Source organism: Thermoleophilum album (assembly GCF_900108055.1).
GTDB classification, from domain to species: Bacteria; Actinomycetota; Thermoleophilia; order Solirubrobacterales; family Thermoleophilaceae; genus Thermoleophilum; species Thermoleophilum album.
On sequence record NZ_FNWJ01000002.1, the window covers coordinates 624140 to 637008 of the forward strand.

The 12869-nt window shown below is 69.7% G+C and carries 13 protein-coding genes; 2 read left to right on the forward strand and 11 right to left on the reverse strand.

The features are described from left to right. Positions 1 to 3: 3 nt before the first annotated feature. From BLW41_RS09075 to BLW41_RS09090, 4 genes are all read right to left on the reverse strand, one after another. A complete protein-coding gene (locus BLW41_RS09075) occupies positions 4 to 1110 on the reverse strand; it encodes a L,D-transpeptidase family protein (protein WP_093118352.1) in 1107 nt (368 codons plus the stop codon). After that, the gene (locus BLW41_RS09080) at positions 1107 to 2309 is read right to left on the reverse strand and encodes an NAD-dependent epimerase/dehydratase family protein (protein WP_093118354.1); all 1203 of its coding nucleotides are present in this window, start codon (positions 2307 to 2309) and stop codon (positions 1107 to 1109) included. Before BLW41_RS09080 ends, BLW41_RS09075 begins: the two co-directional genes overlap by 4 nt. Positions 2310 to 2379: 70 nt before the next feature. Further along, positions 2380 to 3285, reverse strand: a complete 906-nt coding sequence (locus BLW41_RS09085) for a lysophospholipid acyltransferase family protein (RefSeq protein WP_143038676.1) — start codon at positions 3283 to 3285, stop codon at positions 2380 to 2382. An 84-nt stretch (positions 3286 to 3369) separates the two neighbouring features. Continuing rightward, positions 3370 to 3951 carry a 5' nucleotidase, NT5C type gene (locus BLW41_RS09090; RefSeq protein WP_143038677.1) on the reverse strand — a complete coding sequence of 194 codons (582 nt, stop codon included), beginning with the start codon at positions 3949 to 3951 and terminating at the stop codon, positions 3370 to 3372. Positions 3952 to 3992: 41 nt separating this feature from the next. Here BLW41_RS09090 and BLW41_RS09095 point away from each other — a divergent pair, with 41 nt between their 5' ends. Further along, a complete protein-coding gene (locus tag BLW41_RS09095) occupies positions 3993 to 4946 on the forward strand; it encodes an alpha/beta fold hydrolase (RefSeq protein ID WP_093118360.1) in 954 nt (317 codons plus the stop codon). A 48-nt stretch (positions 4947 to 4994) separates the two neighbouring features. Here the strand turns inward: BLW41_RS09095 and ilvD are convergent, their stop codons facing one another. The 6 genes from ilvD to BLW41_RS09125 all read right to left on the reverse strand — a co-directional run bounded on the left by ilvD (position 4995) and on the right by BLW41_RS09125 (position 11488). After that, positions 4995 to 6686, reverse strand: a complete 1692-nt coding sequence (gene ilvD, locus BLW41_RS09100; RefSeq protein ID WP_093118362.1) for a dihydroxy-acid dehydratase — start codon at positions 6684 to 6686, stop codon at positions 4995 to 4997. Between the two features lie 54 nt (positions 6687 to 6740). Continuing rightward, positions 6741 to 7208, reverse strand: coding sequence for a hypothetical protein (locus BLW41_RS10750; protein ID WP_143038678.1), 468 nt, complete (start codon positions 7206 to 7208; stop codon positions 6741 to 6743). A gap of 278 nt (positions 7209 to 7486) precedes the next feature. Next, a complete protein-coding gene (locus tag BLW41_RS09110; protein WP_093118366.1) occupies positions 7487 to 7717 on the reverse strand; it encodes a hypothetical protein in 231 nt (76 codons plus the stop codon). A 140-nt stretch (positions 7718 to 7857) separates the two neighbouring features. Beyond that, positions 7858 to 8814 (reverse strand): bifunctional hydroxymethylpyrimidine kinase/phosphomethylpyrimidine kinase, encoded by a 957-nt coding sequence (thiD, locus tag BLW41_RS09115; RefSeq protein WP_218138362.1) that lies wholly within the window; start codon positions 8812 to 8814, stop codon positions 7858 to 7860. An 80-nt stretch (positions 8815 to 8894) separates the two neighbouring features. Beyond that, complete coding sequence (dprA, locus tag BLW41_RS09120) at positions 8895 to 9968, reverse strand: DNA-processing protein DprA (protein WP_093118370.1); 1074 nt, start codon at positions 9966 to 9968, stop codon at positions 8895 to 8897. Then, positions 9965 to 11488: a YifB family Mg chelatase-like AAA ATPase gene (locus BLW41_RS09125; RefSeq protein ID WP_093118372.1), complete on the reverse strand. Its 1524-nt coding sequence runs from the start codon at positions 11486 to 11488 to the stop codon at positions 9965 to 9967. The genes dprA and BLW41_RS09125 overlap by 4 nt, the downstream gene beginning before the upstream one ends. 224 nt (positions 11489 to 11712) lie before the next feature. Here BLW41_RS09125 and BLW41_RS09130 point away from each other — a divergent pair, with 224 nt between their 5' ends. Next, complete coding sequence (locus BLW41_RS09130) at positions 11713 to 12093, forward strand: YraN family protein (protein ID WP_177169444.1); 381 nt, start codon at positions 11713 to 11715, stop codon at positions 12091 to 12093. On the opposite strand, the gene BLW41_RS09135 is transcribed toward BLW41_RS09130, so the two are convergent. Next, on the reverse strand, positions 11995 to 12813 hold the full coding sequence (locus tag BLW41_RS09135; protein WP_218138363.1) for a ribonuclease HII: 819 nt from the start codon (positions 12811 to 12813) through the stop codon (positions 11995 to 11997). The two genes, BLW41_RS09130 and BLW41_RS09135, sit on opposite strands and share 99 nt — an antisense overlap. Positions 12814 to 12869: the final 56 nt, after the last annotated feature.

Below are 12869 nucleotides of genomic sequence, written 5' to 3' on the forward strand. Positions count from 1 at the left end.
GCGTCAGCCACCGATGTAGATCGGCGTACCGACCGGCACTCGCTCGTAGAGGTCGATCACGTCCGGGATGCGCATGCGAACACAGCCGTGCGAAGCGCGGCTACCGATCGACCCGACGGCGTCCGTCCCGTGAATCCCGGCGCCGTCATAGAAGCCGAGCCAACGCGCCTTGATCGGGTTGTCCGGCCCGGGCGGGATCACCTTGCCCGCCAGCTTGCCGGCCCAGGGACGGTTGGGGACGTGCCAGACCGGATTTACGGCCTTGCTTTGGATGCGGTAGAGGCCGGCCGGCGTTTCGTAGCCCACGGCACCGATCGCGACCGGATAGCTGCGCACCAGACGCAGATGGTCGTAGAGCCGGAGCGTGAAACTCGAGCGATCGACCACGATCAAGAGCGGCCAACGAGCCGGTAGGTCGGCGAGCGTCACCCGCGGACGCTCGCTGCGGACCGGCACCCGCACAGCGCCCCGGGATCCGCTCGCCAAGGCGCGTTCGATACGTGCCGCCAGCCGCTCGCGTTCGACCCTCACGCCGCGGCGCTCGGCCACCCGCTGCATCGACGGCAGCAGTAGCTGAGCGTCGCGCGGAGGTACGTCGACCCTTTGCGCTACCGCCCCGACCAGCTGCCGCAGCGCCTGATGGGACCAGACCGACCGCAGCGGAAGGTCGACTGCGAGACGCTCGCCGGTCAGGCGGCGAAGCGCACGCCCTACTGGTCCGCCGGCACGACTGCGTACCAGCGCCTCGTCGACCATCGCTCCCACGTCCGGGCGCCAGCGCAAGCGGCGGTGGACGTCGATCCGCTCGACCAGGTGCGGACCCACCAGCTCCAACCGCGGTCGGTAGTCCGCAAGGCGCGCACGCAGCCGCGCGGCGGCAGCGTCGGCTGTGAGGCCACCGACGTCGATCCCCGCGACGCGCACTCCGGGTGCGATGGCGTCGCGCGTCGAGCGGTCGATCGCCGCGATCGCGACAGTGGCCGCCACGAAGGTGCCGAGGACGACTGCCAGAGCTACAGCGACAGCGCGGCGCGTCAGCGCCCGATCACCCCTCGGCGCTGCTGACGGTGTGCCGAGCGGGAGCTCGCGGCGTGACGAGGGGAGTTTCATCGCCCGCGATCTTCGACGGACTCCTCCGCGCCTCCTTGCGCTTTCCCCGCTGCTACCGCCTCCTCAGAGCCGCCGGACGTCTCGCCGATCCTCTCAGCAAGCCGTCTGACCAACCGCTCGAGCTCTGCGAGCTGCTCGCGCGTCGCCTCGTCGCTGGCGGCCTCACGCCGCACGTAGGGACTCCAGCGCAGGAACTCCTCGACCTCGCGCTCGTAGCGGTACGGCTCCTGTGCGCCCCGCACGATCGGGTGCAGACGCAGATGCTCGGCCAACTTCTGCACGGCCTCTCGCGACGTGTACCGGTACTCGAAGCCCGTGGCTTTGAAGCGCCGGTTGTCGACGCCCCGACCGAAGCGCAGCAGGCGGAGACCCTCGGGCGTCAACGGCAGGCCGAGGCGCCGCAACATGGTTGCCGCGATCGACGTTCCCCAAGGCGGCAAGAGGGGGACGTAGGGCTTGCCCAGCAGCCCCGCCACCTCGCTCAACGCGAGCACGCCGTCGGCGGCGACATTGAAGATCCCGTGCAGGTCGTTGACAACCGCGTGCTCCAGCGCCCGCACAACGTCGTCTTCGTGGACGAACTGGTAGCGCGGGTCGAAGCCCAAGATCATTGGCACGGAGGGCAGCGAAAAGAGCCGCACGTGCGAGGTGTCGATGTCCGGGCCGAGGACGTTCACGCAGCGCAAGAGCGTGACCCGGCATTGCGGGTTTTGTTCGGCGAACTCGGCGACCGAAGCCTCCGCTTCGAGGATTTCCCGCTCGAGCGGCGTGTCGGGTGGGTAGGTGCGCGGCATCGACTCCTCGAAGAACGCCGGGTCGTCCTGGTGGCAGCCGTAGTAGTGCGCCGAGGACTTGAAGACGAGCTTCCGTACGGGCGAATCGGAGCCGCTGCAGGCGGCGAGGATGTTCATCGTGCCGAGCGCGTTGTTGTCGTGCAGTTCGGCGGTCGAGTGTCCCCACGAATCGACGATCAGGCGGGTGTCGACCACGGTGTCGATCTCTGCTGCTTCGACGATCCGCCGCAGCAGGGCGTGCTCGGCGCCGACCTTTACGAACTCCGTGCGTTCGAGCTCCACATGCGGCTCGCGGGTGTCGACGCCGACGATCGCCTCGAGACTCGCGTCACGCTCGAGGGCTTGCGCCAGACGACCACCCCAGTAGGTCGAAAGACCGGTTATCAGCACGCGCTTCGAGCTCACGCCTCCACCTCGCTGGCCCTAGTCTGATCGATCCGCGAGCTTGGCGCGCAAGGCGATCTCGATCTCTCACTCAGCCGAGCCATACCGACCTGCGCTCGGCAAGCATCCGCTCGAGGCTTGTCCGCAACGCCTCGCGTAGCGCTACCGCGAAGCTGGCGTCGCTTACCGACTCGCCGGGATCGCGTACGTGCTCGAAGTGGATCAGCATCTTCGCCGGCAGATAGGGCGGTGCGGCAAATCCCGGGAGCATTCCGGCGAGCGCCAGCGGTCGCCCGACGGCACCTCTGCCGAGCCGACGCAAAGCGCCGACCGCACCGCGCAGCGGCCGCGGTACCCGGGGGCGCGTGAAAAACACCGGGTGGGCCTCCTCGGCACCGACGACCGCCGCGACGAGGATCGGTACCCGCGCCCGCCGAGCGATCGTGATCGGTGCGAGGTCGTCGAACGGCGCCACTCGGTAGCGCTGCGCGAGCGGTTTGCGTGACATCCGTCGCGGCTCTGGGAACGCCAGCACGAGCTCACCTTCGTCGCACAGGAGGCGCTCGACGTTGGCGCGCACCGCGCTTACGCAGCCGAGCTTGGTGAGCAGCGGGTCGAGCCCCGGCAGCCCTCGCACGGTCGGTTCCGTCAACACGTAGAGGCGCCTGCAGGGCCCATGCCGTTCGCTGACGACGCGCGCGATCATCGCGGCGTGCGCCGGCACTAGCCCGGCGCGGTGGGTGACGATCAGCGCACCGCCGCTCGCCGGGACGCGCTCCGCACCCCGCGCCTCCACTCGGAACCAGCAGTCGTAGAGGAAGGTTCCAACTGTGCGCTGAAAGAGCCGTTCGAGACGCTCCGAGCGTCCCCAGTCGTCGAGCTCGCGACCCGGCTCGAAGCCAGGCAAAAGCTGACGACCGCGGGCTGGCAGGAGACGATCGCCGCGCAGCCGCGAACGCGTGTGGACGGCGTCGCCGGCGTCGTTCGAGGGCGGCATCGCGCGCGATTCTCGCACGGCCGCGCCACACCGCGAGCGCCCGGCGGCGGGCGCGATCAGCGGCTCACGACACGAAGCAGCGGCTCACTCGAGCAAGTCGGCGAGCTTGGCGCGCAGCTCCCGCCAATCGCGAGCGGCGGTGAACCCGAAGGTCTCGACGACCTCCTCGTTCCAAGGATGCAGCAGCGTCGCCACGCGGATACCGGCTTCGTGCGCCCGCACCAAGTTGACCGGGCTGTCGTCGATCAGGAGCTCGACTCCGAGTTCGACGCAGCGCGTCACTTTGTCGAACGAACAGTGCAGGTCGTCGTAAGGAAGCCCGATGCGTTCTAGCCACTGTGCGGTAGCCAGCCGTGCCGACTCGCGACGGTGGCTCGTGATTTGGATCCAGTGGCCGCGCTGCTTCCACGCTCGCACGGTTTCGACCGCTTGCGGATAGGGCTCGGCGGAAAGGACGTTTTCGTCAGAGTGGCTCTCCTCGACGCAGTGCACTAGCGCGTCGCCGGCTAGCGCCGAGATCTGCCAGTCGCGCTGCTCTTCGTAGCGCAAATCGACCCCGTAGCGGTCGCGCGCGATCCGCGCCAGGATCCGCCAGTAGTCGTGGAGGGTCGAGTCGATGTCGATCGCGACACGCATCGGCAAGTTCCCGTCCGCGGAGCCGCTCACGCGGTTCCTCGCCACGGACGCGGCGTGTAGCGTACGCGCCCGTGGCGACAACTAATGAACGCCTCGCCGAGAGCGGCCGAGAAGCAGCGCTCGCCGACGACTACGGACTCACCGCCGAGCCGAGCTGGCGGGAAGTTGATTGGCCGCGTCACCTGCGCCGCGCGCAGCTCGGCGCCGTAACCGTCAACTTCGTCGCACTGGGCGACGCTCGTGCCGAGGCGATGCCAGTGGTCTTCGTTCACGGTCTCTCCGGGCAGTGGCAGAACTGGCTGGAAAACCTTCCTTTCGCGGCTCTCTCGCGCCGTGTCGCGGCGCCCGATCTGCCGGGTTTCGGCCGCTCGCCACTGCCGGCCGGCGGGGAACTTTCGATCCCGTTCTACGCGAGCGTGGTCGCGCGACTGTGCGACCACTTGGGTTTCGAGCGGTACGTGGTGTGCGGCAACTCGATGGGCGGTCTGATCGCCGCCCAGTTGGCGCTCGATCAACCCCAGCGGGTAAGGGGGCTGGTGCTGGTCTCGCCGGCGGGCGTTTCCAGCGCGACCGTGAGGGCTCTTCCGGTCGTCGTCGCGGGCAGCGCGATTCGGCTCGTGGGGGTCTACGGGCGACGCTTCCACGGCGCCGTGGCACGACGACCACGCGCTCGCGCCCTTGGCCTGGGGCTGGTCGCGAAGCACCCCGAGCGGCTCGCCCCGGATTTGGCTTTCGAGGGCCTCATAAAGGGTGCCGGTAAGCCGGGGTTTGAGCCCGCGTTACGGGCCACGCTTGGCTACGACTTGCGCGATCGTCTCGGCGAGATCGAGGCTCCGGCGCTGGTCGTGTGGGGCGCCGACGACCGCGTGATCCCGGTTCGTGACGCGGAGGTTTGGAAGTCGCGGCTGCGCCGCTGCGAACTCGTGATCCTGCCCGACACCGGCCACGTCGCGCAGCTCGAGCGACCGCGAACCTTCAACCGCCTGCTCGCTTCTTTCCTCGAACAGGTCGACACAGGCGCCTGACGCGAGCCTGCATCGGCAAGCGCTCGCGGCTGCCCGGGGGCGGCTCCCTTAGGACGCGGGCTGGCCAGCCGGCGCGGTGACCGCGCCGCGTGCCGCCGAACCAACCTCTTGCGCGTACTTCGCGAGCACGCCACGAAGCGTCCTGCGCGGCGGTTCGTAGGACTGGAGGCGCCGCGCCAGCTCGGCCTCGTCGAGTTCGACGCGTAGCTCCCGACGGTCGACGTCGAAGACCACCACGTCGCCGTCACGGAGTGCTGCGATCGGACCACCGCGCACCGCCTCCGGCGCTACGTGGCAGGCCATGAAACCGTGTGTTGCGCCAGAGAAGCGGCCGTCGGTGAGCAGCGCGACGGAGTCGCCGAGGCCCTCGCCGACGATCGCCGCCGTGACCGCCAGCATCTCCCGCATGCCCGGCCCTCCGGCGGGCCCTTCGTTGCGGATCACGACGACGTCGCCCGCGCGAATGCGCTTCTCCTTGACGGCGGTGAAGGCCTCTTCCTCGGAGTCGAAAACGCGCGCCGGGCCCCGATGCTCGCGTCGGTCGTGGCCCGCGAGTTTCACCACGCAGCCTTCGGGAGCGAGGTTGCCGCGAAGGATCGCGAACCCTCCGTTCGGCTTGAGCGGGTCGTCGATCGGGCGGATCACCTGCTGGCCGGGCGTCTCCTTGGCCGCCGCCGCGACGTCGCCGATGGTGCGCCCGTCAACGGTCAACGCGCTCTCGTGCAGGAGCCCAAGCTCGCGCAGTCTTTTCAGCACGAGCGGGACGCCCCCGGCCTCGTAGAGGTCGGTGGCGACGAACCGTCCCCCGGGCTTGAGGTCACCGAGCAGCGGCGTGCGCTCGGCGATCCGATCGAAGTCCTCGAGGTCGAGGGCGACACCGGCCTCGTGCGCGAGCGCCAAAAGGTGCAGCACGGCGTTGGTCGAGCCGCCGGTGAGGGCGACCGAGGCGATCGCGTTCTCGAACGCTTGACGTGTGAGTATGCGGCTTGGGCGAAGGTCGCGCGCGATCGCCTCGACGGCTAGGCGCCCGCAGAGCGCGGCGACCTCGCCTTTGCGACCCTCGGCCGCGGGCACCATCGCACTGCCTGGTGGCGACAGCCCGATCACCTCGAAGGCGACCGCCATTGTGTTGGCGGTGTACTGACCACCGCAGGCGCCCGGCCCGGGTGATGCGCTCGCCTCGAGCTCCCGCAGCTCTTCGTCACTGAGCTCGCCGGCGGCGTGCGCGCCGACGGCTTCGAAAACGTCCTGGATCGTGACTTTCTTGCCGCGCCAGGTACCCGGTCGAATCGACCCGCCGTACAGCAGAACGGCCGGCACGTCGAGCCGCGCGAGGGCCATCGCGCAGCCGGGGATCGTCTTGTCGCACCCGCTCAGAGCGACGATCGCGTCGAACATGTGCGCGCCGCCGACCAGCTCGATCGAGTCGGCGATCAGCTCGCGACTGACGAGGGAGGCACGCATACCCTCGGTGCCCATCGTGATGCCGTCGGAAATGGCGATCGTGTTGAACTCCATCGGTGTTCCGCCGGCCGCGCGCACGCCTTCCTTGACGCGCTCGGCCAGCCGGCGCAGGTGGAAGTTGCACGGCATCGTCTCGGTCCAGGTGTTGGCGATCCCCACGATCGGCCGCGCTAGCGCGTCGTCGTCGTAGCCGATGCCCTTGAGGTAGGCGCGTGCCGGCGCCCGGTCGGGACCGTCGAGCAGTTTGCGGCTTCTGTGACGCAGGTCAGGGGTCATTTGGAACGCATCCTCCTTGTGCCAAGACGGTGAGCCGCCGGGCCCCAGCGGAGCTCACGGACTGAGGCCGACGGAGGGATCGGAGCGGCGACCCGAGCGCCGAGCGCTGCGGCGACGCTCCCACGCTGCGAGTCGCCAGAGGTCGCGACGTACGCGCGCCGGATCGTGTTGGCGTCCGACGAGGTGCATGTTGGCGCGACGCAGCAGACGCTCCTCGTCGGAGGTGAGCGCCATCCATTTAGCGAGCACATCATCGGAGGGCGGTAGACGCTGGCCATCCAGGTCTGGGAACTCCACGCAGTACTCGGCGATCAACTCGCCGGTCGCCGGGAAGAAAGCAACGAGCGGCTTGCGCGGGTACACCAGGTACGCGTAGCGCGGCTGGCCGGCGCGGCGCGACCGGCCATAGACGCGGATAAATCCGAGGTCGCGGTACATCTCCCACTCCTCGGGACCCACGCAGGACTTGAGGAGCTCCCGTGCGCGCCGCTCCGCGCGCCGTTCCCGCCCGGGATCCGGCACGCTTAGCCCCCCCGAGCGAGGGACTGGCTTTTGGCGCGGCGACGGGAACATCGCTGGCGCGACCCTCGGCCTCGGGGCTGCCGCGGCTGGTAGCTGACTATCGGGCTCGGGCATGCCGAGCGCAGCCTCGTCATCGCGCTCAACGAGCGTGCCGCGACGCCGACTTCGCCAGCCCGGACGCCCCCGATTGCAACGCTCGAGATGCGCGATGAGAGCTTCGAACAAGAGTGCTGCGACCAACGCGCCGCACAAGGCAAGCAGGACGGCCGCGGACGGGCTCACAGCGTGCGGCCCCTGCGCGAGCACCGCTGCTCGCTACTCCCGTCGCCCCCCTGGGCGCGAGGGAAGAAGATCACCGCTTCGGCGTCGGGCGGAACCTCCGCCAGGTTCGACACCAGGAGCGCCTCGCGCCGGCCGTTGCGCACACCCGAGAGTGGCACGCCGGCCCACATTCCTGCGTCGAGCTGGCGCCGAAACTCGCGCTCGAGACGCTCGAGGTCGGCATCCACTCGCGGATCTCCCTCCGCTAGGAGGACTTCGCCGAACCCTGGTTTGAGCCGTAAGAATTTGATCGTCCGTCCTCGCTTGCGCTGCGGTGTACCCCGACCCGACCGCCGGCGAGCGCTCGCCGTACGCTCGGTGCCTCCGATTATGCCAGCGCCCGACGGTCCCCCCTGCCAGCTGGCGACGCCGCCTCGCGCTGCGCGCGCCGCCGCAGACCGAAGACATCAACCGGTCCGGCGCCTTTACCGACCTCGACGAGTCCGTCGCGCACTGCCGCTCCGGCGACTCGCTTGGCCCGGCGCGCAGCGTCGAGGGGCGTGAAGCCCCGCGCTAGGAACGCTGCTAGGGCAGCCGAGTGTGTGCAACCTGAGCCGTGCGCGGCAGCTGTCGGCCAACGCCGACCGCGTATCAGGACCGTGCGCGAGCCGTCGTAGTAGACGTCAGCGGCGTGCGTTGTGTGTCCGCCGGTGACGACGACGACGCGCGGGCCGAGCGCGTGGAGGGCCCGCGCGAGCTGTTCGCTTACGCTGGTAGCCGACCGATCGGCGACACCGGCGGCGGCGGCGGCCTCAGTGCTGGTGGCGTCTGTGTCGCTGCGCGTGGCGGCCGCGGCGCCGCTCGCCCCGAGGTCGCGGTCGCTGTGCTCCGCACGGTCACCGTGCTTCGCGTGCTCCGCGAGGACTTGCGCCTCGGCGAGGTTCGGAGTTACCACCGTCGCCCGCGGCAGCAAGAGCTCGACCAGCGCCGAGATCGCGTCTTCAGCGAGCAGTCTCGCGCCGCTCTCGGCGACCATCACCGGGTCGACGACCAGCGGCACGTGCGACGGCAGCTCGGCGACCGCCTGCGCCACCGCCTTGATCGTCTTCGCGTCACCCAGCATCCCGGTCTTGACGGCGTCCACCCCGATGTCGTGCACGACCGCGCGAACCTGCGCTTGGATCGCCTCCGGCGGCAGCTGCCACACGCCCTCCACGGCCAGGGTGTTCTGTGCCGTGATCGCCGTGATCGCCGTCATGCCGTGGACGCCACAGCGAGCGAAGGCTTTCAAGTCGGCCTGGATTCCGGCCCCGCCACCGGAGTCTGAGCCGGCGATCGAAAGCACACGGCGAATAAGCGGCGAGGGCTGTGAGCGCGACTGCGGGGGAGAACGGTCGCCAGCGATTGACTGTGTGTCAGCCGCATTCATCGCGCCGAAGTATCGCGGTCGAGATCGGGAACCCCGCCTCCGTCAGCGCCGTGCCTAGCGTTCGTGTCGAGATCGGTTAGCAGCGCGGTCGCGCGCCAGGTTCGCTCGAAGCCCTGCAGACCACAAGGTTGCAGCAGCCCCAAACTGACGAGTCGTCCCAGGGCAGCCCTCGCCGCTCCCGGCGGGAGGCGGCACCGCGCCGCCACCGTTCCGACGCCGTCGCCGTCCGCGAGCGCTTCGAGCACCGCCCGATCGGTGGCGTCGAGCGCCGCGAGTGGCGGGTGCGTGGCGTTCGTCTGCGACTCCGTCAGTCGCTCGTCATGCCCGCCGGGCACGCCCGCCGGCGAGTCGCCGGGTACGCCCCCGGCTGACCGTGCGCGAGCCGCGTGCACGCGCAGTGCGCCCGCTCCGAAGAGCTCGTCGAGCACGTCCTGTGGTGACTCGACGAGAAACGCCCCGTCGCGCAGCAGCGCGTTCGCGCCGCGCGCCAGCGGCGAAGTCGCGCGACCAGGGACGGCACCGACCGAGCGGCCAAGTTCCAGCGCAATACGCGCAGTGATGAGGGTGCCCGAGCGTTCGCGCGCTTCGACGACCACGACTGCCTGCGCGAGTGCCGCCATGATCCGGTTGCGACGCGGAAAGGCCCAGCGGGTAAGCGACCGCGACTCGTTCGTCTCGCTCACCAGCGCACCGCAACGTGCCACTGCCGCTGCAAGGCGCGCGTTCCCGGCGGGGTAGGGCCGCGTGACTGAGCCCGGAAGGACCGCCAGCGCTCGGCCGCTGGTGGTCGCTGCTTCGAGAGCGCAAGCGTCTACCCCACGCGCCAAGCCCGAGACTACGGTCACGCCGGCCGCCGCCAGACCGCTTCCGAGCGCCCGCGCCATCTCGAGTCCGTAGGTGCTCGGTTCGCGGGGACCGACGACCGCGACCAGCGGACCGCTGAGCAGTTCGACCAGGGCCTGCGGCGGGCAGGTCGTGTAGATCGCCGCGGGGGGATCGGAGAGCTGCTCCAGCGCCGGGGGATACGCCGGGTCGACGCGGCGAATCCGATGAACGGTCGCGACACTCATGCGACCGCCCGTAGGGCACCCAGACCGATCCGCAAGCCGAGGGCTTCGTCCAAGTCCTGATCGGAGATTGTCTGGCGACCCTCCAAGTCGGCGATCGTTCGCGCCACCCGCAGCATGCGTTCGGCCGCGCGGCCAGCGAGCCCCGCGCGCCCGGCGCGCGCCAATAGGTCGGCAAGCCTTTCCCGGCCGCCGACCACCTGTGCGAGCGCTAGCTGGGTGTCTCCGTTAAGGCAACCGGCGCGGCCGAATCGCTCATGTTGCCGCGCCCGCGCTGCAAGCACTCGACTACGCACCACGCGCGAGCTATTACCGCTCGAGTCGTTCGCCTCGCGATCTCCTCCCGACACCGTGCCAAGCGGCGGCCGCCCGACCTCGCACAAGAGATCGATTCGGTCGAGCAAAGGGCCCGACAACTTGCGCGCGTAGCGGCGACGCTCCTGATGCGAGCAGTCGCAAACGCTGCCCCCGCAAGGGCACGGATTGCAGGCCGCGACCAGTAGAGGGCGAGCCGGAAAGACGACCGTTCGCTGGCCACGCGTGATCTGCACCCGGCCGTCCTCGAGCGGCTGTCGGAGCGCCTCGAGCGCGGCCCGCGACAACTCGTTGATCTCGTCCAGAAAGAGCACGCCGCGATGGGCGAGAGTCACCTCGCCGGGCCTTGGCGGGGCACCACCGCCTACCAGTCCCTGGGGCGAGATCGTGTGGTGGGGTGCGCGAAACGGTCTGGCTGGGGGCCACTCGAGGGGCATACCTGCAGCGCTGCGGATTCGCGCGATATCGATCACCTCCCCCTCGGCGGGCGGGGGCAGCAGACCCGGGAGTCGGCGCGCCAGCATCGTCTTGCCGACGCCTGGCGGTCCGACCATCAAGAGGTTGTGCCCGCCCGCTGCTGCGATCTCGAGCGCGCGTTTGGCGTCCTCCTGGCCGCGGACGTCGGCGAGATCGAGGCGGAGGTGCGGATCGGCCGTACCGATGGCCAGCGGTCTCGCTGGCTCGGACCGCTCGCGCAGTCCGCTGCGCAGCAGCTGCGCGATATGACCAAGCGATTGCACAGGTACAACGTCGACTCCCGTCACCAGGGCCGCCTCTGGCGCACTTTCCTGCGGCACTAGCAGCGTGCGCGGCCCGACCGAGCGGGCGGCGAGCGCAGCTACCACCGCTCCTGGGACCGCGCGAACACGCCCATCGAGCGACAGCTCGCCCCACAAGGCAATTCCGGCCAACGCGTCGGCAGGCACCTGCTCGCTAGCCGCAAGGACGGCGGCGGCGATCGCGAGATCGAAGCTCGGGCCAGCCTTCTGCAGACTGGCTGGCGCGAGGTTGACCGTCAGGCGCCGCAGCGGGAACTCGAAGTCGGAGTTCAACAGCGCTGAGCGCACCCGCTCGCGCGCCTCGCGCACCGCGCGATCCGGCAAACCGACGATGCTGAACGCCGGAAGCCCCGAGCGCACATCAACCTCGACGGTGACGCGGATGCCGTCGACGCCCTCAAGCGCGAAGGTGTGCGCGTGTGCAAACACGGTGCGGACGCTAAGGCGCGCTCAGACACAAGCGGCCTACTTAGGCAACGGCTGAGTGACTTCTGGGCTTCTTGCACGCACTGCGGAGAGGGCCAGCACCAGCGCAAAAGCCAACGCCAGTATCTCCGGCAGCCGCAGTGGTGGCTCCACCGGCGTCACCCGGTTTGACTCAAGCGTTGCACCGGTCACTGGCGTGTGTCAGTCGCATCCCTACGTTCGTCGACGTGGGGAACCGACGCCTACGGGTCGGAGCTGCCGGCGAGCGCTACGCCCTCCTGCACCTCGAAGCACGGGGATTGCAGATTCTCGACCGCAACTTCCGCACGCGCGTCGGCGAACTCGATCTCGTCGCCGCCGACGAGCACACGATCGTCTTTTGCGAGGTCCGCACGCTTGTCTTCCCAGCAACCGTGGAGCGAGCTCTGGAATCGATCGACCGCCGAAAGCTGCAACACCTCCGTGCGGCCGCTGCTCGCTGGCTGGCCGGTCGGCGCGGCGAGTGCGGGCTAGCCGGCAGGAAAGACCTGCGCTTCGACGCTGTCGCCGTGATCGTCGACGCCGACTTCCGCCTGCGCGAGCTTCGACACCTCGAGGGAGTCCTCTAAGCCGCTCGCACCGGCTGGAACGTTCGGCGTAAGCTCGAGTTGCTGGTAGGCCACCGACGCGAAGGAGCGTCGATGCAAAGGCGTCAAGCCGTGCGTGAGAATCGCCGCGCGGTGCTCCGGGGTGGAGTAGCCGACGTGCTTCTCGAAGCCCCACAACGGATAGCGCACGGCGAGCCGTTGCATGTGCCGGTCGCGCAGCACCTTGGCGACGATCGAGGCCGCCGCGACGGCCGCACTCTTGCGGTCTCCGCCGACCACCGCCACCTGCGGGTGGGGAAGCGTGCCGACCTCGAAGCCGTCGACCACACACACGCAGCCCTGGCACGCGACCGCCTGGAGTGCCTCTCGCAATGCCGACAGGTTGCTGCGGTGAAGGCCGTCGCGGTCGATCTCGGCAGGTCCCCGAAAGACCACTCGAATCCCCGAGGCGGCCGCTAGCACCGCCCTGAACAAGCGCTCGCGGTCCGCTTGCTCGTGCCGCTTCGAATCGTCGAGCTCCCGGAGCTCGCGGGGAAAGTGCTGCTCGAGTCGTTCGAGATCGAACAGCACCGCCGCGGCGACCAAAGGCCCGGCGAGCGGGCCCCGCCCAGCCTCGTCGGCCCCGGCCACGAAGCGAGCACCGAGCGAACGGTCGAAGGCGAGCAGTTTCGACAAGGCGGCACTGCGCCTACGTCCGCGGCTACGACCCCGCTCCCCCTTGCTTGCGCGGCGCTGCGGCACGCGCTGATCCTAGGCGTGGCGTCCGACGGCGTGTGTGCCGCAGGGCTTGCGCTCTG

Bases quoted from the DNA above. Each gene is read 5' to 3' on its own strand.
- dprA (WP_093118370.1), bottom strand. From the start codon at position 9,968: ATGAGTGTCGCGACCGTTCATCGGATTCGCCGCGTCGACCCGGCGTAT.
- BLW41_RS09075 (WP_093118352.1), bottom strand. From the start codon at position 1,110: ATGAAACTCCCCTCGTCACGCCGCGAGCTCCCGCTCGGCACACCGTCA.
- ilvD (WP_093118362.1), bottom strand. From the start codon at position 6,686: ATGACCCCTGACCTGCGTCACAGAAGCCGCAAACTGCTCGACGGTCCC.
- BLW41_RS09085 (WP_143038676.1), bottom strand. From the start codon at position 3,285: ATGCCGCCCTCGAACGACGCCGGCGACGCCGTCCACACGCGTTCGCGG.